Below are 19,177 nucleotides of genomic sequence, written 5' to 3' on the forward strand. Positions count from 1 at the left end.
CGGCGTCGATGCCGTCGGCGTCAATCGTTCCAGTCGGCGAGCCCGAGTCGGCGGGATTGTTCATCCCGGGTGCGGCCCAGGCGGTCAAGATCACCTCGAACTTCGCCCGCAACTCCGGAGTCATCGCGCCGCGGACTTTGCTCATGAGTTGTCGGTCTTGCGGGAGGATGGTGATTCCGCGTTGGCGTTGCCGGTCGACGTGATCGCTTTCCTGACCATCGGGGTCCAGGTGAGCGAGCAGGCGGTCACCGACCTTGCCCAGATCATCCGGATTCAACCCGGCCGCAGCCTGAGCGAGTTCGGCCTCCGCACGGGCCTTGACTTCCGGCGAGATGCAGCCGGGCACTTTCGCCAAAACGGCCGAGATCACCAACGCGTGTTCGGCGCCGACAGTCCCGGCCGCGACCGCGGCGGCGGTGGCGGGCTTCCGGGGAGGCAGCGTCTGCCCTTGGAAGTTGGAGAACTCGCCGATGGTCTCGGTCATCCGGAGCCGTCGACCCGCCTCACGGGTCCCCAGCCGCAAACCCTGCGACAGGTACTGATGCGGATTCAGATAGCCCGCGGTGCGGTGAGCATTGCGGTCGGAGACCTCCACCAACAATCTGGACGAAACGCCGTCCCAGCGTCGCCGGATGCGTTCGGCGGTCTGTGTGTGGGCCAGCAGTTCCGGTTCGGTCTCCGGTGACAGGGAGGTCTCGGCGAGCTTCACCGCCGCGGCATCGATCAACGCCAACAACTCCGCGGGCTGGTCCGGCAGTGCACCGGTGGCAACGACAGTCGCGATCGAATCGGTGATCGGATCGGTCATCGCTGCCACCTCCCCCGAGTGTTTCAGCTGGTCACACCATGTTTTCTTGGATATCTGAACACTACCAATCGGGTATGACACAACTGATTTCATAGACAGACGCACGTGCGCCGGCTCAACTCTGTTACGCCGTGGGGCATCGGTGACAGGCTCGATGGTTTCGGTGGGAACCCTCGAACGGCGGCCTGGGCAGAGCGTCGACTGCGAAGTGCCCCAGTTTCCAGGCGGACCCGGATTTCCGCGACGGACACGATCTCGGGCAAGGTGGGTCTGTGACCGACTCGACGGGTGAACTCACCGCCAAGGAGATCAAGAAGCGTAAGCGACGCCTGCCGCCACCGGACCCGGAAGCGCTGCCCGGGCTGGTCGACGCACACACGCACCTGGCGGCCTGTGGCGGGCGGACGGAGGCCGACGTCCGAGCCATCCTCGACCACGCCGAGTCGGTCGGCGTGGAGCAGGTGGTCACCGTCGCCGACGACATGGTCGACGCCCGCTGGGCTGTCGCCGCCGCGCATTGGGACCGACGAGCGTTCGCGGCCGTCGGACTGCATCCCACTCATGCCGCCGATCTGGATGACGAGGCCCGAGCCGAGCTGGAACAGATGGTCGACGACCCCCGCGTGGTGGCCGTCGGTGAGACCGGTCTGGACTACTACTGGACGACCCGTTCGGACGACTGCGCGGACCCGACCACCCAACGCGACGCCTTCGCCTGGCACATCGATCTGGCCAAACGATCCGGCAAAGCGCTGATGATCCACAATCGCGACGCCGATCGCGACCTGCTGGACGTCCTCGCGGCCGAGGGGGCGCCGGAGACGGTGGTGATGCACTGCTTCTCCGGCGACCGTGCGATCGCCCGCGAATGTGTCGACCTCGGGTATGTGTTGAGCTTCTCCGGCACTGTGACGTTCAACAACTCCGGCGAGTTGCGTGAGGCCGCACTTCTGACTCCCGACGAGCAGTTGCTGGTGGAGACCGACGCACCGTTCCTGACCCCGCATCCCTATCGTGGCCAGCCCAATCAGTCCTATTGCGTGCCCTACACCGCTCGCGCGCTGGCCGCACTGCGCGGCGTCGACGATCACGAGTTGGCCCACACGCTTGGAGCAAATGCGCGCCGGATATACAAGTTTCCGTTGCGGTAACCCACCCCGATTCGTTACCGTACCGTGATCCGTGCTGCCGACGCGGATAGCTATACCCAACCCGGCAGGGAACTGTATGTCTGTCTTGAAGAGAATCAACACGTCCACCTCCATGCGCGCCCGAGTAGCCCTCGGAGCCGTGCTGACCACCGTCACGGCCGGAGCCGTCACCGGAGCTGTCATGCACAAGGAGGTGACGCTGGCGGTCGACGGACAGACCATGCATGTGAGCACGATGGCCTTCTCGGTCGGGAGCGTGCTGCGCGACAACGGCATCGACCCTGCCGACGGCGACAAGGTGAACGTGCCGCTCTCGAGTGCGCCGCGTGACAACCAGACCATCACGGTCGACCGCCTCAAGAAAGTGCAGCTGGTGGTCGACGGCAGGCCGTTGAACATCACCACCAACGCGTCCACCGTCGGTCAGGTTCTCGCTGAACGCGGCATGGCGACCAGCGCGGTGACCGCACCGCTGAACGACGTGCTTCCGGTGGACGGTGCCGATCTCGACGTCACCCTGCCCAAGCGGGTCAAGCTCGACGACGGCGGCCAGAAGTCGACGCCGAGCATTGCGGCCAAGACGGTCGGCGACCTGCTCGCCCGTGCGGGCAAGCCGCTCTCGCCCACCGACAAGGTGGTGCCCGCGGCGCAGACTCCGGTCAGCAAGGACATGGACATCCGCGTCACCCGGATCAAGACCGAGGAGAAGACCCTCACCGAGGACGTCAAGCCGCCGGAGAACACCAAGGACGACGACAGGCTGACCCGGGGAACCAAGAAGGTCGAGGACCCGGGTACTCCCGGCAAGGCCGATGTGAAGTACTCGATCACCACCGTCAACGGCAAGGTCGTCAAGAAGACCAAGATCAGCGAGAAGGTTCTCGTGGAGCCCAAGGCTGCCACGGTCCGCGTCGGAACCAAGCCGGGTGCACCGGCGGTTCCGTACGGCGTCTGGGATCGTCTCGCTCAGTGCGAATCGACCGGCAACTGGGCCATCAACTCCGGCAACGGGTTCTACGGCGGCATCCAGTTCGACCAGAACACCTGGGATCGCTGGGGCGGCCAGGAGTACGCGCCGCGTCCGGATCTCGCCACTCGCGAGGAGCAGATCGCCATCGCGGAGAAGACGCAGGCCGCTCAGGGCTGGGGCGCGTGGCCGTCCTGCTCGTCGCAGATCGGCCTCCGCTGATCCTCGCCCGCGGTGCAGCCGTCCGCTGCGGCACCTCCCGACGATCATCAGTCACAATGTTCAGGTGAACATCGTCCCTGATTCGCCTCGTCTGCTCGGTCCCGCCGAGATCCGCGCACTCGCCGCAGAGCTCGATGTGCGCCCGACCAAGACGCTGGGGCAGAACTTCGTCCACGACGCCAACACCGTTCGCAGGATCGTGTCGGTGTCCGGCGTCGGTGCCGACGACGTGGTTCTGGAAGTGGGACCGGGACTCGGATCGCTGACCCTCGCGCTGCTCGCCGAGGCCGGCCGCGTGGTGGCGGTGGAGATCGACCGCACGCTCGCCGCGCGACTGCCACGGACGATCGCCGAGTTCGCGCCCGCACAGGCGGCGAACTTCGACGTCGTCACCGCGGACGCCCTCACCGTCACCCCCGCCGACCTCCCGTACGCGCCGACCGCGCTGGTCGCGAACCTGCCGTACAACGTCGCGGTTCCGGTGCTGTTGCACCTCATGGCGCAGTTCCCGACCATCCGCACCGCGCTCGTGATGGTGCAGGCCGAAGTTGCCGACCGTCTCGCCGCCGCTCCGGGCGGCCGGATCTACGGGGTGCCGAGCGTGAAGGCCCGCTTCTTCGGCGACGTGGCCCGAGCCGGTTCCGTCGGCAAACACGTCTTCTGGCCCGAACCCAAGATCGAGTCGGGCCTGGTCCGCATCGACCGCCGCGACGTCTACGGGACCGACCCGGAGCTGCGGGCGCAGACATTCGCCGCGATCGACGCCGCATTCGCTCAGCGCCGCAAAACCCTGCGGTCGGCGCTCTCGTCGTGGGCGGGCAGCGCCCCGCGGGCCGAAGAACTCCTCCGAGCGGCGGGAATCGACCCCGGGCTCCGCGGGGAACGGTGCGACGTCGATGACTTCGTCCGGCTCGCGCGCGCCGGCCACGCAGCCGGGATCGAGACCGGAGCCGCCCGATGATGGGTGGCGCGACCGCCCGGGTCCCGGCGAAGATCAATCTGCACCTGGGCGTCGGGCCGCTCCGCGACGACGGATACCACGAACTGTCGACGCTGTACTGTGCGCTGTCGCTCTACGACGAGGTCACCGTGCGCGGCGACGACGCGCTGTCGGTGACCGTCCGCGGCGAGAACCGCCGACAGGTGCCGTCGGATGCGACGAACCTCGCCGCGCGGGCCGTGGTCGCGTTGGCGCGGCATGCCGGGATGGACCCGCACGTGGCGATCACCATCGACAAGACGATTCCGGTGGCCGGGGGCATGGCCGGCGGCTCGGCCGACGCCGCCGGGGCGCTCGTCGCTGCGGCCCGGCTCTGGCGGCTCGACATCGCCCGCGACGAACTCCTCGCCATCGCCGCGGAACTGGGCTCGGACGTCCCGTTCTCCGTGGTCGGCGGCGCAGCGCTCGGCACCGGCCGGGGAGAGCAACTGCTGCCGGTGCTGCACCGCGGCGCGTTGCACTGGGTGCTCGCGGTGTCGGGCAGCGGGCTGTCCACTCCGGACGTGTACCGGGAGATCGACCGGCTCCGGGCCCGCGACGGCGATGACCAGCCCGCCGCCGCGGGCGTCGCCCGTCCGGACGAGCTGATGCAGGCGCTCGCATCGGGCGATGTGCGCGCCGTGGCCCCTTTGCTCCACAATGATCTGCAGCCGGCCGCGCTGTCGCTGCAGCCGATGCTGCGGCGCACCCTGCGGGCGGGCCGCGAGGCCGGAGCGCTCGCCGGGATCGTCTCCGGGTCCGGGCCCACCTGCGCGTTCCTGTGCGCCGACGAAGACGCCGCCGTCCGGGTGGCCGCCGAACTGTCCGGGTCCGGTGTGGCCAAGGCCGTGCGGACCGCGTCCGGGCCGGTGGCGGGCGCCCGCCTCATCGCGGTCAACTGACCTCGCCGACCACTGACCTCGCTGGACGACTGACCTCGCTGGACGACTGACTGAACGGAAAGCACGAATGCCCCCGCGTACCAATACGTCGCTGATCAACGCCGAACGCATCAGCAAGAGCTTCGGCATCAAGCCGCTTCTGGACGAGGTCAGTGTCGGCGTGCACGAGAGTGAGCGCATCGGCGTCGTCGGGCTCAACGGCGGCGGTAAGACGACCCTGCTCGAGATCCTGGCGGGCATCACCGAACCCGATTCCGGGCGCCTCTCGCGGGCGGGTGGCATCCACATCGCGACGGTCACTCAGGGCGGCGACCTCGATCCCGGCATCACCGTCGCCGACGCGGTGGTCGGCGCCGACGCCCCCGAACACGAGTGGGCCGGCGACGCCCGGATCCGCGGCATCCTCGCAGGTATCGGGGTCGACGCGATCCTCGACCGCAAGGTGGGCGAGCTCTCCGGAGGGCAACGTCGTCGGACGGCCCTCGCGGCCGCGCTGGTGACCGACTCCGACCTGCTGATCCTCGACGAACCGACCAACCATCTCGACATCGAGGGCGTTCACTGGCTCGCCGAACATCTGGTGAACCGGCGCAGCGCGCTCATCGTCGTCACTCACGACCGCTGGTTCCTGGACACCGTCGCCACCCGCACGTGGGAGGTCCACTCCGGGCGCGTAGACGAATACGAGGGCGGCTACAACGACTGGATCTTCGCGCGAGCCGAACGCGCCAGGCAGGCCGATGCCGCCGAGGAGCGCCGGCGCAACCTCGCGCGCAAGGAACTGGCGTGGCTGCGGCGCGGTGCTCCAGCGCGCACGTCCAAGCCGCGTTACCGGGTGGAGGCGGCCGAGAAGTTGATCGCGAACGTGCCCCCGCCGCGCGACACCGTCGAACTCTCCGCATTCGCCAAGCGCCGCCTCGGCCGCGTGGTCATCGAACTCGAGAACGCGCGGCTCACCGCACCGTCGTCGGACGGCGCCGAGGGTCGAGTGCTGCTCGAGGACACCACCTGGCGGCTGGCGCCGGGGGAGCGGGTCGGCCTCGTCGGGGTCAACGGTTCCGGCAAGACCACGCTCCTGCGGGCGCTCGCCGGCGAGGTGCCGGTGTCGCCGGGCCGCCGCATCGAGGGCAAGACCGTCTCGATCGGCTGGCTGCGTCAGGAACTCGACGACCTCGATCCCACCCTGCGCGTGCTCGACGCTGTCGAGGAGGTGGCCGGTCATGTGACGCTCGGCGACAAGGAGTTGTCGGCGAGTCAGCTCGCGGAACGGCTCGGGTTCTCCCCGGCGCGACAGCGCACGCCGGTCGGAGACCTGTCCGGCGGCGAACGTCGCCGCCTGCAGTTCACGCGTGTGCTGATGGCCGAACCCAATGTGCTGCTGCTCGACGAGCCGACCAACGATCTCGATATCGACACGCTCCAGCAGGTGGAGGATCTGCTCGACTCCTGGGCCGGAACGCTGGTCGTGATCAGCCACGACCGGTATCTGATCGAACGGGTCTGCGACAGCACCTGGGCGCTGTTCGGCGACGGCGCGCTGACGAACCTGCCGCGCGGAATCGACCAGTACCTGGAACGACGGGCTGCCGAGACCGATGCGCCTCCGGCCCGCCGATCCGCTCCGGCCGCCGAGCCGAAGCCCGCGTCCGGTGACGGCGGACTCTCGGCCGCCGAACACCAGGCGGCGCGCAAGGCACTCGGCCGCGCGGAGCGTCAGATGGAGAAGCTCAGTGCGCAGGAGGAGAAGCTCCACGCCGAGATGGTCGACGCCGCCGTCGACCCCGAGCGGCTCGCCGATCTGGACGCCAGACTCCGGGAAGTGGTGGCGGCCAAGGAGATCGCCGAGGCCGAGTGGATGGAGGCGGCCGAACTGCTCGATTCGTGACCGCGGCGCGCGTGCGCGTGCGCCGGCCCGATACGTGACGCGACCGCATCGCGTGACGGTGTCGGCCGGGGAGCCTGCGAGGGTCACAGCTAGTTGTTACGTTGTTCCAACCAAGTGTCGCCGACCTGGCGATCAGGCATGACTCCTGAGAGGTTCACATATGACGACTCCGCCTAACGATCCGTTCAACCAGCCCGAGGGCGAGCAGCCCGATCACGGACAGTCCCAGCCCGGTCAACCGCAGCCCGGCCAGTCCCAGCCCGGTCAGTCCCAGCCCGGTCAGCCCGACTACGGTCAATCCCAACCCGGCCAATCCCAGCCCGGCCAATCCCAGCCCGGCCAGACGCCGTACGGTCAGCCCCAGTACGGGCAGACGTACGGCCAGCAGCCCGGAGGCTACGGCCAGCCGTCCGATTACACGCAGCAGTTCGGCGCCTACAACCAGCCGACCTACCCGGTCGATCCCGGTGCCGCTCACCAGCCGCCGCCGGAGGAGTCCGGCTCCTTCCTGTCGGCGCTCTTCGACTTCCAGTTCAGCAAGATGGTCGCCACCCGGGTGATCCCGGTGCTGTACATGATCGTCACGATCGTGTTCACCATCATCGCCGCGATCGCACTGATCGGCGGCGTGATCTCCGGCTTCGCCGAGATGGGCGACAACGTCGGCGCGGGCCTGTTGACGGTGATCGTGGCACTGATCATCGTGCCGCTGGTGTACCTCATCTATCTGATCCTCGCGCGCGTGATCTTCGAGCTGTACATCGCGATCTTCAAGATCAGCCAGAACACCGCTCGTATCGCCGAGAACACCGGCCGCGTCGCGGAGAACACCTCCCGCAGCTGATCGGGTACTCGGGCGGGTCGAGCGGTCGCTCGACCCGCCCGTTCTCTTCTGCGGTACGGACGCTGCGCTACCGTGACTGAATGTCCTACATCCGCACCCAGGTGCGCGGCGGCGTCGGCGAGATCGTCCTCGACCGCCCCCGCGCGCTCAATGCCCTGGATCTGTCGATGATCACCGAGATGCACTCCGTGCTGGAGGAATGGGGCGACGACGATGCGATCGAGACCGTGCTGGTCACCTCCTCGAGTGATCGCGCCTTCTGCGCCGGCGGCGACATCCGCGTGGTGCGCGACCACGTGCTCGCCGGTGAGAGCGACGAGGTGGTCCGGTACTTCGCCGCCGAGTACCGGCTGAACCAGCTCGTCGCGGAGTACCCGAAGCCGTACGTCGCCCTCGTCGACGGTGCGGCCATGGGTGGTGGACTGGGCATCAGCGTGCACGGCGAGGTCCGGGTGGTCACCGAGAAGGCGTTGATCGCGATGCCGGAGACCGCGATCGGGTTCTTCCCCGATGTGGGGTCCACGTATTTCCTTCCGCGCCTGCCGCAGGGCGTCGGGATGTGGCTCGGGCTGACAGGCGCACGCCTGCGCGGCGCCGATGCCGTCGCCATCGGACTCGCGACTCATTTCGTGCCGTCGGAGCGGATCGACGATGTGGCGAACGCCGTCCGCCGCGGAGACCCGCTGCGGGACGCACTCGCCGACCATCGTGGGCCGGTCACCAGCGATCTCCCGCTGCGCAAGATCGCCGAGTACTTCGACGACGACAACGTCGTCGGCATCGTGGGCGGCCTGCGCGGTGCGGTCGGTGACGCGTGGGCCGAGGAGATGCTCGATCTGCTGGCGTCGGCGTCACCGACCAGCCTGTGGGTGACGGCCGGGCTGATCACCGCGGGGGCGACCTCATCGCTCGCCGAGTGTCTCGACCGTGAACTGGCCGCGGCCGGCCGCATCACCCGGCATCCCGACTTCGTCGAGGGCGTCCGCGCGGTCCTCGTCGACAAGGACCGGAACCCGGCGTTCTCGCCCGCGACCGTCGAAGAGGTGGATGCCGCGACCGTCGCCGCGATCATCGCCTAGCGCGACTGCGTCCGGACCTACTTCTCCACGGTGAACAGACCCGACAGCGCCGCCGACTCGGGTGGGGCCGCCGGGACCGTCGGATCGTCGTAGGAGACGTCGTCGTCGGGATCGAAGGGATTCGCCCGCGCAGCGAGCGCGTCGGGGCAGTCGAATCGACCTGCAGCCCTCGTCTCGGTCACGGTTGCGAGCCGCAGCGTGCACGTGGCGGATGTGAAGTACGTGCCGTCGAGCGAGACGCCGACGGTCGCGGTGATAGGCGCCCCGGGCTCCCGGGCCGACGCACCGGCCGGCCAGGGGAGGATCCCACCCGCGAGATCGACCGCCAGGAACTCCAGTTGCCCGCCCTCGCCGCGGTCTCCGGTGAAGGTGAACAGCAGCGTGTCCGGCGGCACCGCGGGGTCGGTGCGGCCGGACTTGGCGAAGGCGACGCAGCGCTGCGAGCCGGGACGCTTCACCGAGACCGTCATCGTGCCGCGCGAATAGTTCAGCCCGTAACCGCTCCGGACGATCCGGCCGGCCGCGGGTGTCGCCGAGCAGTCACCGTCGGCGAGCGTCTTGGTCGACCCGTTGTGCGGAGGCGGTGGGACCGATTCGTCGACGGTCGTCGCGTCGGTGCCGCAGGCGGTCAGGCCCAGGAGCATCAGGGGCACCGCGGCGCGGCGCAGCGGGACCATCAGTCGGCCGCGGCGACCAGCGGCTCCAGCAGCAGATCGGGGTGTTCCTTCTCGATGTACTGCAGGCGCCACTTGTCGGAGAACAGGGCGAGGATCGCGCCGTCGCTGCGGGTGAAGACCTCGACGCCGCGCTGACGGTTGAGCTCGGGTGCGCTCTGTTCGTCGGTGCGGCGGGCGAGGCTGTATCCGAGCGGTTCGATGATGGTGTCGACGTTGAACTCCGCCTTCATTCGCGCGGTGACGACCTCGAACTGCATCGGGCCGACGGCGGCCAGGACCGGCGAGGCGTCGCCGCGGACGTCGTTGCGCAGCACCTGGACCACGCCTTCGGCGTCCATCTGGTCGACGGCCTTGCGGAACTGCTTGTACTTGTCGGCGGTGGTGACGCGCAGCGACGAGAAGTGTTCGGGAGCGAACGAGGGGATCGGCGGGTACTGGATCCGGGGGTCGATGTACAGCGTGTCGCCGGGGGCCAGTGCCATCGCGTTCACCAGGCCGACCACGTCGCCCGGGAACGCGGTGTCGACGGTGGAGCGGTCGCGCCCGAACACCGCCTGCGCGTACTTCGTCGCGAACGGTTTGCCGGTCTGCGCGTGCGTGACGACCATGCCGCGCTCGAACTCGCCGGACACGATCCGCATGTAGGCGAGGCGGTCGCGGTGACTGGTGTCCATGCCGGCCTGGACCTTGAAGACGACGGCGCTGAACGGGTCGGTCACGGCGCGCTCGACGCCGTCGATCGACTCGCGCCCGCGCGGCGGCGGCGCGAACTCGACGAGGGCGTCGAGCAGCTGCCGCACGCCGAAGTTCAGCATGGCCGAGGTGAAGATCATCGGCGACGTCTGGCCCGCCAGGAACATCTCCTGGTCGTGGTCCTGGCCCAGCTCGGCGAGGAGTTCGCTCTCCTCCCGGGCGGCCACCCACGCGTCGCCCTCGCGCTCGGCCGCCTGGTCGGCGGTGAGGAGTTCCTCCGGCGCGATCTTCGCTCCGCCCGCCGTGCGCTCGAAGTGGATGTAGTCGCCGGTGCGGCGGTCGAGCAGACCGCGGTAGTCGCCGGCGATGCCGACCGGAACGTACAGCGGGGTCGGGATCAGGCCGATGCGCTCGCTGATCTCGTCGATCAGCTCCAGCGGGGTTCGGCCGGGGCGGTCCCACTTGTTCACGACGGTGATGACCGGGATTCCGCGGTGGCGGCAGACCTGGAACAGCTTCAGCGTCTGCGGCTCCAGTCCCTTCGCCGCGTCGATCAGCATGACGGCCGCGTCCACCGCCGTCAGCACCCGGTAGGTGTCCTCGGAGAAATCGGAGTGACCGGGTGTGTCGACGAGATTGATGACGTTCGGTGCATCGGCGGCGTCGGCGTCGCCCGGCGAATAGCTGAACTGGAGTGCGGTGGAGCTCACGGAGATTCCGCGTGCCTTCTCCATCTCCATCCAGTCCGAGACGGTGGATCGGCGGCCGCCCTTGCCGTGCACCGCGCCTGCCTCGCTGATCATCCGGGCGTGCAGCGCCAGGGCCTCGGTCATCGTCGACTTGCCCGCGTCGGGATGGGAGATGATGGCGAAGGTTCGACGGCGCTTCACCTCGCGTGCGATGACCTCAGAACTCACTCGATTACGCTATCTGTCTGCCGACGTCAGACGCAAAATCTCCGAGTGAGCGAAGGAATCCCCGTGCCGCTGCCCGATCCAGCCGTGCTGACCCTGTTGATCGGCGGCGCGGTGGTCGCGGGCTGGATCGACGCGGTGGTCGGCGGAGGCGGACTGGTGCTGATCCCGCTGCTGCTCATCGTCTTTCCGTCGATGGCGCCGGCGACGGCACTCGGCACCAACAAGCTCACCGCGATCTGGGGGACCGCGACCGCGGCGGTGCTGTACCTGCGGCGGGTGCCGGTCGACCGCGGGCTCGCCGCGGCGAGCGTGCCCGTCGCCGCCTCGTGTGCCGCGCTCGGCGCGCTGGCCGCCGGAGCCCCCAGTTCTGACGTGATGCGGCCGGTGGTCATCGTGCTGATGGTGGCGGTCGGTCTCTTCGTGGCGCGCCGCCCGGAGTTCGGGTCGGCGAGCGCCGCCGGTTCGAGACCGATCCGGCGCGGCCGCTACGCGGCGGCGCTGGTGGCCTTCGGCGTCATCGGCTTCTACGACGGAATCTTCGGTCCGGGGACCGGCATGTTCCTGATCATCACGTTGACGGCGCTTCTCGGCCAGAGTTTCCTCACCAGTGCCACGCTGGCGAAGGTGGCGAACACTGCCACCAACGGCGGTGCACTCGTGGTCTTCGCGGTGCAGGGCGACGTGTGGTGGACGCTGGGCGCGATCCTGGCCGCGGCCAACATCGCCGGATCGGTGCTGGGATCGACGCTGGTGCTCGGCCGTGGCACGGGCGTGGTTCGGGTGGCGCTGCTCGTGGTGGTCGTGGTGATGGCCGGTAAGCTCACCTAAGACCAGTTCTGGTGATCGAAGAAATTTCGGCTCCCGCAACGGTCTCACAGAGCGCTGCGGGAGCCGAAATTCTCGGAGCTCTCACTCGAACGGTATCGGCGGCATCGTGACGACCTGAGCGGCGTAGCTGAGCCCGGCGCCGTAACCGAGCAGGAGGGCCGTGTCGCCGGGTTTGGCCTGCCCGGTGGAGAGCAGGTCCTCCATGGCGAGCGGAATCGACGCCGCCGAGGTGTTGCCGGTCTTCTCGATGTCGTTCGCCACGACAGTCGACTCGGGGAACTTCAGACTGCGCGCAAGCAACTCGTTGATCCGCGAATTGGCCTGATGCGGAACGAAGACGTCGATGTCGGCGGCGTCGACCTTGGCGACGTCGAGGGCGCGCTGAGCGGCCTTGCCCATCTCGAACGCGGCCCAGCGGAACACGGCGGTGCCCTCGAGCCGCAGGTACGGCCGCTTCTCGATGTCGCCGGCGTCCATGTAGCTGACCCAGTCGATGTCCTGCCGGATCGCGTTGAACTGGGTTCCGTCGCTTCCCCACACCACCGGGCCGAGGCCCTGCTTCTCGGTGGGGCCGACCACCACGGCGCCCGCGCCGTCGCCGAAGATGAAGCAGTTCGTGCGGTCGGTCATGTCCAGAGTCACCGACAGTTGTTCGGCACCGACCACCAGTACGTGAGTGGCGCTGCCGCCGCGCACCATGTCGGAGGCCAGCGACAGCGCGTAGCCGAATCCGGCGCAGCCGACGGTGACGTCGAACGCGGGGACTCCGTTGGCACCGAGTTCGGTGGCGATCGCGACGGCGCCGGCGGGCGTCAGCAGCAGATGGGTGTTGGTGGCGAGGATGACCGCATCGATGTCCGCGCCCGAAAGGAGGGCGTTGGCGATCGCCTTGCGGCCGGCGTTGACGCCCATCTCCACCACGGTCTCGTCCCGGCGCGCGAACCGCCGGCTCTTGATGCCGGTGCGGGTGTAGATCCATTCGTCCGAGGAGTCGATGTGCTCGCAGATCTCGTCGTTCGTGACGACGCGCTCGGGGCGGTGGGCGCCGATCCCGAGCATGCCGATCATCTGTGTGCCGACGGCTTCAGGCAATTCGGCCATATCTGGGTCTCCGATCGCTAGGCATGTGTGCCGGAGCACACCTTTGTCTTCCACGCTCTCACGGCCGCGCAGTTACCTGGAAGTAACGCGAGGCGCCGAGTGGGTCGGTAAAATATTCATCAAGCGTTGACCAGAGTGGCTCGCAGTGGTCAGATGGTCCTATGCGCGCGATGATCCTCAAGGAGTTCCGCGAACTCAGGCGAGACCCCCGCACGATGGCCATGCTGATCGTCCTGCCGCTTCTGCTGCTGGTGATCTTCGGGTACGCGGCCAACTTCTACGTCTCCTCGGTCAAGACCGCGGTGGTCGGGCCGACGGCGACACAGGTGGCGCAGTCGCTGCCCGGGTACTTCGATGTCACCGATACCTACCCCGACCGCACGGCCGCAGACGCGAAGGACCTGCTGCGCGAGAACGAGGTCGATGTCGCGGTGGTGGCCCCCGCCGGTCCCGGGGAGCAGGCGACGGCGTTCGTCGACGGTCGAACATGTTCGCCGCCCAGTCGAGCGTCGGGGTGCTCAACAAGTTCGGCGACCGGATCCACGTCGAGGTCCTCTTCAACCCGGATCTGAAGACGTCGTGGGTGATGGTGCCCGCGATCATCGGTCTGATCCTCACGTTCATCGGCACCATCATCACCAGCATCGGTCTGGTGCGGGAGCGGGAGGCTGGCACACTGGAACAACTCGCGGTGATGCCGATCCGGCCGAGTCAGGTGATTCTCGGAAAGATCGTGCCGTACTTCCTGCTCGCGGCGGTCGACCTGATCATCGTGACCGTCCTCGGCATGCTGTTGTTCGACGTCCCGTTCAACGGGAACGTGCTGATATTCGCGCTGGGATCAGCGCTCTTCCTGTTCGTGGTCCTCGGGTTGGGAGTCTTCATCTCGACCGTCTCCCAGACCACCGGGCAGGCGATTCAGACCGCATTCATGCTGTTGATGCCGCAGATTCTGCTCTCCGGCATGATCTTTCCGCTGGAAGCGATGGCCGCGGGCGTGCGGTGGATCGGTTATCTGCTGCCGCTGACCTATTTCACGATGATCTCCCAGGGGGTGATGCTGCGCGATGCGCCGATCTCGTCGCTGTGGCTCCCGTTGGTGGTCCTGGCGGTGATGGCCGTCGTGGTGTTCACCGGGGCGACGCTCCGCTTCCGGCGTGATCTCGCTCCCAACGCGCCGAAGGTGCACAACGCGGCGAGCGAGGCGGGCGCCGAATGATCGCCGAGATCGACGGGGTGAGCGTGCGGTTCGGTGACCGGACGGCCCTCGACGATGTGTCCGTGCGGGCGCCGGCCGGGACGGTCGTCGCACTGGTCGGCGGCGACGGCGCGGGCAAGTCGACGCTGCTGCGCACCGTGGTCGGTGAACTCGCGCCGACGACGGGCACGGTGCGTGCGCCGCGGAAGAACCACATCGGATTCCTCGCCGCGGGCCCGGGCAGCTGGGCGGCGCTGACGGTGCGGCAGAACCTGGAGTTCGTCGGCGGGATCTACGGCCTGCGCGGAACCGAGCTCGACCGGCGGTGCGACGAACTGATCGGGCGTGCCGGCCTCGCGGACGCGGCGGACCGGACCGCCTCCGCGCTATCCGGCGGTATGCGCCGCAAACTGGGAGCAGCCATGGCGATGCTGCACCGGCCCGAGCTGCTGGTCATGGACGAGCCGAGCACCGGAGTCGATCCGGTCAGCCGCATCGATCTGTGGCGGATGATCTCCGAGGCGGCGGCGGAAGGCGCCGCGGTCCTGATGTCGACGACGTACCTGGACGAGGCCGAACGCGCCGGGCACCTGGTGGTCCTCGACTCCGGACGGGTTCTGACACAGGGCTCCTATGACGACGTGCGCTCCGGATTCACCGGAGTCGTCACTCGCTCGGCACAGCCTGCGCGACCGGAGTGGTCATGGCGCCGGGGACGCGAGCGTCACGAGTACTGGCCCGACGAACGGCCCGGCGGCGAGACCCGCCCGGTCGATCTCGAACCGGTGGACCCCGATCTGGAGGACATCGTCATCTCACTGTCGCTCGCCGACCGGATGCGACGGGAGGTGACGGCATGAGTGAACCGGTGCTGCGGGCGCGGTCGGTGACCCGGCGATTCGGCGACGTCACCGCTGTCGACGATGTGTCGATGAGCGTCGAAGCAGGCGAAGTGGTCGGGCTCATCGGGGCCAACGGAGCGGGGAAGACCACGCTCATCCGCATGCTTCTGGGCCTGTTGGCGGCGTCCGAGGGCTCCGTCGAGGTCCTCGGCGGCGCGCCGGATCGGGATCGTCGTGCACGATTGGGCTACGTTCCGCAGAACCTGGGGCTCTACACCGACCTCACGGTGGAGGAGAACCTGGAGTTCAGCGCCGACGCCTACCGCGCGCAGAACGCCGAACTGCCCGGCCGGTTCTCCGACGTGCGGCGCACCCTCGTGCGGGATCTGTCCCTGGGCGCCCAGCGGCAGGCGGCGTTCGCCATCGCCCTCGCTCACCGACCGGAAGTCCTCGTTCTCGACGAACCGACGTCCGGCGTCGACGCCCTCGCCCGCGCCCGGCTGTGGGACACCATCCGTCAGCAGGCGGAGGCCGGCGTCGGGGTGCTGGTCACGACGCACTACATGGAGGAAGCGCAGCAGTGCGACCGGCTGCTCCTGATGGTCGGCGGTCGGCTGGTCGGTTCGGGCAGCGAGGACGACATCATCGGCGACACCCGCGCGATCGCCGTTCGCACCGACGACTGGGCGGCGGCCTTCGCGGCGTTGAACGACGCCGACGTGCCGGTGATCCTGGCCGGCCGCGACATCCGAGTGCCCGACACCGATCCGGCGCAGATCGACGCGGTACTCGACGCCGCGGGAGTCTCCGCCGAGTGCGAACCCGTCCGAGCCACCATCGAGGAACGGATGCTGGTTCTCGCCCGGGAACGGCCGGCGCAGTGAACGCACGCACCAGGGGGCGGCCGCCGGGCGACGACGGAGCCGGCCGGACTCGCGGTGCGATCCTCGACGCTGCCCGGGAGCTGTTCGCCGCCAAGGGATTCGACCGCACGTCGATGCGCGAGGTCGCGCGGGCCGCCGGCGTCGACGCCGCGTTGATCCACCACTACTTCGGAACCAAATCGGGCCTGCTGGTGGCGGCGCTGACTCCGGAGCGCGATCCGGCCGACATCCTGGCCGGGGTCGCGGAGTCGACGGACGTCGGCGTCGCGCTCGTTCGCCGCGCCATCGGCTTCTGGGAGGAGAATCCGGAGCAGCGGCTGCGCGCGATCGCGATGCTGCGTGTGGCGGCGACGGACGACGAGGTCGCGGGCAGAGTGCGGGAGTTCTTCCTCGGTGCGGCCGGACGAGTCCTGCACGACGCGGCGCGAGGCGATCAGAGGCAGCGGAGGATCTCGCTGGTCGCGAGCCAGATGCTGGGCCTGGTGATGGCCCGCTACGTCTTCGCGCTACCCGAGATCGCGAGTGCGACGCCGGACGAGCTCGCCCGCCAGGTGGGGCCGGTGATGGATCACTATCTGACGGGCGACCTCTAGACACCTCCATGTCAGCTGTACTCCCCGGACATCTAGCGCCGCCGGGTAGTGCGTCCGCTCCGGCACTGACCGGATTACCGTGACAGGTATGTCCGTCACGACCACTCGGCTCCTGGTGCTCGGCGCGGTCGGATTGTTCGAGCCGGTGAACGGCTATCAGATCCGGCGCGAGCTGATGTCGTGGCAGGTCGACGCCTGGGCGAGCATCAATCCCGGATCGATCTACCACGCTCTGCGATCTCTGGCGGGCCAGGGGCTCCTGATCGATCACACGATCGGCGACGGCGGTCGCGACGTGGTGGTGTACGAACTCGCCGAAGCAGGCAGGGTAGTGCTGGAGGACGCGATCGTCGCCGGGGTCTCGGAGGTGAACGTCTACGACCGCCACGCTTTCCAAGCCGCGTTCGGACTGCTCCCGATGCTCGACGACCGGCGCGCGGAAGCGGCTCTGCGCGCCCGCCGGGACGCGGTGCGCCGGGCCATCGGCGACGTCATGCCACCGGAGGACGGGCAGGTCTACGCACCGCCGCACGCGTTGCGCTCTCTGGCACTGTGGAAGCAGTTCGCGGAGGTGGAACTGCACTGGCTCGACGGGGTGCTCGCCGACATCGCCTCCGGCGCGCTCAGCTTCGAGGACACCGGCCGGTGGGCGCCGCCCGCCGACGACCCCGGCTACCAGATCGTCGAGGATCGCGAACGCTATCGCGCGGCGCTGCACCGCGCGCCGAACTGACTACCCGCCGAACCGACCACCCGCCGAACATGACCGGCCATTGACACGCCGCCTGCCGTCGTCGCACTATTGACTAGTCAAATTTGACTACCGGAAGGAACCGGGATGATTCACGCACGCGGACTCGTCGCGACTTTCGTCACCGGCAAGGGCAAGTCCAAACGCGAGGTCCGTGCGGTCGACGGCGTCGACCTGGACATCGCCGAAGGGGAGGTGGTGGGCTTCCTCGGCCCCAACGGCGCGGGCAAGACGACGACCTTGCGAATGCTGACTACGCTCCTGCGCCCGACGGCGGGGACCGCGACGGTCAACGGGTACGACGTCACCACCGAGTCGGTTCAGGTGCGGCGCAGCATCGGCTATGTCTCCCAGATGGGTGCGACGTTCTCTCAGGCGCTGGCCGGAGACGAGGTGGCCGACCACGGCCAGTTGTACGGCATGAGCAGACGTGACGCCGTGCGACGAGGTAAGGAACTGTTCGCGCAACTGCAACTCGACGGACTGTGGGATCGCATGCCCAAGAACATGTCGGGCGGTCAGCGGCGCCGACTCGACATCGCGATGGGACTGATCCACGATCCGACGCTGGTCTTCCTCGACGAGCCGACGACGGGGCTGGACCCGCAGGCGCGCGCGAACCTGTGGGAACACATCTCCAAGCTGCGCACCGAGCGCGGTGCCACGGTGTTCCTGACCACGCATTACCTGGATGAGGCGGACGCGCTCTCGGACCGGATCATGATCATCGACAACGGCCGGATCGTCGCGGCCGACACACCGGAGAACCTCAAGTCACAGGTGTCCGGCGATCTGGTGCACCTGGAGTTCGGCGCCGGTGAACCCGTCGCACGCGCGGCGGCGCAACTGGAGTCGCTCGGTGCCACTGAGATCCGCGTCGACGGCGTCGGAGTCCGGGCCCGGCTCCGCGGGTCGGCGAAGGTGGTGCCGGGGCTGTTGCGCGAACTCGAGGCGAGCGGCAACACGATCGAGTCCATCGAGATCATGCGGCCGACCCTCGACGATGTCTTCCTGACCCTGACCGGCCGCAGTCTTCGCGATGCGGAGGCCGCTGCCGACACCGAGGAGGTGTCCGATGAGATTTCTGCGTGAGTCGTACATCGTCTTCCGCCGGCAGCTGCGGATGAATCTGCGCAATCCCGCGTGGGTTCTCATCGGCATCATGCAACCGGTGATGTATCTGGTCCTCTTCGGGCCGTTGCTGAAACCGCTGGTCGCGCAGTTCCCGGGAGTCGGCGACAACGCGTACACCTTCCTCGTTCCCGGTCTGCTGGTGCAGCTCGGAATGTTCGGTGCCATGTTCGCCGGGTTCGGGCTGATCGGCGAGTGGCGTGAGGGCGTCATCGAAGCCGAGCGCGTGACACCGGCCGGCCGGACCTCGCTGCTGTTCGGCCGGCTCCTGCGCGACCTCCTGCAGCTGCTCGTCCAGGCACTGATCCTCGTGGCTCTCGGCTACGCGATGGGAATGCGGGCCTCGGTGCCGGGCATCGTTCTCGGCATCGTCATCACGCTGTTGGTCGGCGGTGCCTGCGCCGCCGCGTCGAACGCCTTGGCGCTCACCACCAAGAGCGAGGACGTGATGGCGCCGGTCCTCAACATGCTGCTGATGCCGATCCTGCTGCTGTCGGGCATCCTCCTGCCGATGACTCTCGGGCCGGCGTGGCTCGAGCGCGTGTCGGACTTCATGCCCTTCCGCTGGATCGTGGACTCGGTGCGCAGTTCGTTCCTCGGCGACGTGATGTCGTCGCAGGTGGCGTGGGGTCTGCTGGCGGCGATCGTGCTCAGCGCCCTGGGCGGATGGTGGGGCACCAGCGTCTTCCGGAAGGAGAACGCCTGAGCGCGACCGGCGTCAGTCG

At 68.4% G+C, this 19,177-nt stretch carries 18 protein-coding genes and 1 pseudogene; 15 read left to right on the top strand and 4 right to left on the bottom strand.

Translation table 11 applies throughout. The features are described from left to right. Positions 1-808, bottom strand: an 808-nt coding sequence (locus Y710_RS17275) for a DUF222 domain-containing protein (protein WP_156479472.1), incomplete at its 3' end; no start/stop codon positions are given. A 272-nt stretch (positions 809-1,080) separates the two neighbouring features. Between Y710_RS17275 and Y710_RS17280 the strand changes: the two genes are divergently transcribed. The 7 genes from Y710_RS17280 to Y710_RS17310 all read left to right on the top strand — a co-directional run bounded on the left by Y710_RS17280 (position 1,081) and on the right by Y710_RS17310 (position 8,837). Further along, entirely contained in the window at positions 1,081-1,959 is an 879-nt protein-coding gene (locus tag Y710_RS17280) for a TatD family hydrolase (RefSeq protein ID WP_006897675.1), read from the top strand. Positions 1,960-2,035: 76 nt separating this feature from the next. Next, positions 2,036-3,148, top strand: coding sequence for a resuscitation-promoting factor (locus Y710_RS17285; protein ID WP_062368012.1), 1,113 nt, complete (start codon positions 2,036-2,038; stop codon positions 3,146-3,148). Positions 3,149-3,212: 64 nt separating this feature from the next. Next, positions 3,213-4,109: a 16S rRNA (adenine(1518)-N(6)/adenine(1519)-N(6))-dimethyltransferase RsmA gene (gene rsmA / locus Y710_RS17290; RefSeq protein ID WP_006897677.1), complete on the top strand. Its 897-nt coding sequence runs from the start codon at positions 3,213-3,215 to the stop codon at positions 4,107-4,109. Next, positions 4,106-5,029, top strand: a complete 924-nt coding sequence (locus Y710_RS17295) for a 4-(cytidine 5'-diphospho)-2-C-methyl-D-erythritol kinase (protein WP_039867911.1) — start codon at positions 4,106-4,108, stop codon at positions 5,027-5,029. Before rsmA ends, Y710_RS17295 begins: the two co-directional genes overlap by 4 nt. A gap of 67 nt (positions 5,030-5,096) precedes the next feature. Further along, positions 5,097-6,914 (top strand): ABC-F family ATP-binding cassette domain-containing protein, encoded by a 1,818-nt coding sequence (locus Y710_RS17300; RefSeq protein WP_045537767.1) that lies wholly within the window; start codon positions 5,097-5,099, stop codon positions 6,912-6,914. 160 nt (positions 6,915-7,074) lie between these two features. Continuing rightward, entirely contained in the window at positions 7,075-7,758 is a 684-nt protein-coding gene (locus tag Y710_RS17305) for a DUF4282 domain-containing protein (RefSeq protein WP_045537768.1), read from the top strand. Between the two features lie 80 nt (positions 7,759-7,838). After that, positions 7,839-8,837, top strand: coding sequence for an enoyl-CoA hydratase/isomerase family protein (locus Y710_RS17310; protein ID WP_006897681.1), 999 nt, complete (start codon positions 7,839-7,841; stop codon positions 8,835-8,837). Between the two features lie 17 nt (positions 8,838-8,854). Here Y710_RS17310 and Y710_RS17315 read toward each other — a convergent pair whose 3' ends face one another. Beyond that, positions 8,855-9,514 (bottom strand): hypothetical protein, encoded by a 660-nt coding sequence (locus Y710_RS17315; RefSeq protein ID WP_006897683.1) that lies wholly within the window; start codon positions 9,512-9,514, stop codon positions 8,855-8,857. Continuing rightward, entirely contained in the window at positions 9,514-11,124 is a 1,611-nt protein-coding gene (locus Y710_RS17320) for a peptide chain release factor 3 (protein ID WP_062368013.1), read from the bottom strand. The genes Y710_RS17315 and Y710_RS17320 overlap by 1 nt, the downstream gene beginning before the upstream one ends. Positions 11,125-11,187: 63 nt before the next feature. Here Y710_RS17320 and Y710_RS17325 point away from each other — a divergent pair, with 63 nt between their 5' ends. Continuing rightward, positions 11,188-11,952: a TSUP family transporter gene (locus Y710_RS17325; protein WP_062368014.1), complete on the top strand. Its 765-nt coding sequence runs from the start codon at positions 11,188-11,190 to the stop codon at positions 11,950-11,952. Between the two features lie 81 nt (positions 11,953-12,033). On the opposite strand, the gene Y710_RS17330 is transcribed toward Y710_RS17325, so the two are convergent. After that, positions 12,034-13,053, bottom strand: a complete 1,020-nt coding sequence (locus tag Y710_RS17330) for a beta-ketoacyl-ACP synthase III (RefSeq protein ID WP_045538489.1) — start codon at positions 13,051-13,053, stop codon at positions 12,034-12,036. Positions 13,054-13,214: 161 nt separating this feature from the next. Between Y710_RS17330 and Y710_RS17335 the strand changes: the two are divergent. The 7 genes and pseudogenes from Y710_RS17335 to Y710_RS17365 all read left to right on the top strand — a co-directional run bounded on the left by Y710_RS17335 (position 13,215) and on the right by Y710_RS17365 (position 19,158). Then, a pseudogene (locus Y710_RS17335) lies at positions 13,215-14,272 on the top strand (ABC transporter permease). Beyond that, positions 14,269-15,111 carry an ABC transporter ATP-binding protein gene (locus Y710_RS17340; RefSeq protein ID WP_062368015.1) on the top strand — a complete coding sequence of 281 codons (843 nt, stop codon included), beginning with the start codon at positions 14,269-14,271 and terminating at the stop codon, positions 15,109-15,111. Before Y710_RS17335 ends, Y710_RS17340 begins: the two are co-directional and overlap by 4 nt. Then, positions 15,108-15,977 carry an ABC transporter ATP-binding protein gene (locus Y710_RS17345; RefSeq protein WP_062368016.1) on the top strand — a complete coding sequence of 290 codons (870 nt, stop codon included), beginning with the start codon at positions 15,108-15,110 and terminating at the stop codon, positions 15,975-15,977. Before Y710_RS17340 ends, Y710_RS17345 begins: the two co-directional genes overlap by 4 nt. Then, complete coding sequence (locus Y710_RS17350; RefSeq protein ID WP_006897690.1) at positions 15,974-16,570, top strand: TetR/AcrR family transcriptional regulator; 597 nt, start codon at positions 15,974-15,976, stop codon at positions 16,568-16,570. Before Y710_RS17345 ends, Y710_RS17350 begins: the two co-directional genes overlap by 4 nt. 88 nt (positions 16,571-16,658) lie before the next feature. Continuing rightward, positions 16,659-17,303, top strand: a complete 645-nt coding sequence (locus Y710_RS17355; RefSeq protein ID WP_062368017.1) for a PadR family transcriptional regulator — start codon at positions 16,659-16,661, stop codon at positions 17,301-17,303. 105 nt (positions 17,304-17,408) lie between these two features. Continuing rightward, a complete protein-coding gene (locus tag Y710_RS17360; RefSeq protein ID WP_062368018.1) occupies positions 17,409-18,413 on the top strand; it encodes an ATP-binding cassette domain-containing protein in 1,005 nt (334 codons plus the stop codon). Next, a complete protein-coding gene (locus Y710_RS17365; protein ID WP_062368019.1) occupies positions 18,397-19,158 on the top strand; it encodes an ABC transporter permease in 762 nt (253 codons plus the stop codon). Before Y710_RS17360 ends, Y710_RS17365 begins: the two co-directional genes overlap by 17 nt. Positions 19,159-19,177 lie beyond the last annotated feature (19 nt).

Source organism: Gordonia sp. QH-12, from assembly GCF_001578675.1.
In the GTDB taxonomy this organism is placed as follows: Bacteria; Actinomycetota; Actinomycetes; order Mycobacteriales; family Mycobacteriaceae; genus Gordonia; species Gordonia sihwensis.

Bases quoted from the DNA above. Each gene is read 5' to 3' on its own strand.
- Y710_RS17285 (WP_062368012.1), top strand. From the start codon at position 2,036: ATGTCTGTCTTGAAGAGAATCAACACGTCCACCTCCATGCGCGCCCGA.
- Y710_RS17295 (WP_039867911.1), top strand. From the start codon at position 4,106: ATGATGGGTGGCGCGACCGCCCGGGTCCCGGCGAAGATCAATCTGCAC.
- Y710_RS17300 (WP_045537767.1), top strand. From the start codon at position 5,097: ATGCCCCCGCGTACCAATACGTCGCTGATCAACGCCGAACGCATCAGC.
- Y710_RS17305 (WP_045537768.1), top strand. From the start codon at position 7,075: ATGACGACTCCGCCTAACGATCCGTTCAACCAGCCCGAGGGCGAGCAG.
- Y710_RS17310 (WP_006897681.1), top strand. From the start codon at position 7,839: ATGTCCTACATCCGCACCCAGGTGCGCGGCGGCGTCGGCGAGATCGTC.
- Y710_RS17315 (WP_006897683.1), bottom strand. From the start codon at position 9,514: ATGGTCCCGCTGCGCCGCGCCGCGGTGCCCCTGATGCTCCTGGGCCTG.
- Y710_RS17330 (WP_045538489.1), bottom strand. From the start codon at position 13,053: ATGGCCGAATTGCCTGAAGCCGTCGGCACACAGATGATCGGCATGCTC.
- Y710_RS17340 (WP_062368015.1), top strand. From the start codon at position 14,269: ATGATCGCCGAGATCGACGGGGTGAGCGTGCGGTTCGGTGACCGGACG.
- Y710_RS17345 (WP_062368016.1), top strand. From the start codon at position 15,108: ATGAGTGAACCGGTGCTGCGGGCGCGGTCGGTGACCCGGCGATTCGGC.
- Y710_RS17355 (WP_062368017.1), top strand. From the start codon at position 16,659: ATGTCCGTCACGACCACTCGGCTCCTGGTGCTCGGCGCGGTCGGATTG.
- Y710_RS17360 (WP_062368018.1), top strand. From the start codon at position 17,409: ATGATTCACGCACGCGGACTCGTCGCGACTTTCGTCACCGGCAAGGGC.
- Y710_RS17365 (WP_062368019.1), top strand. From the start codon at position 18,397: ATGAGATTTCTGCGTGAGTCGTACATCGTCTTCCGCCGGCAGCTGCGG.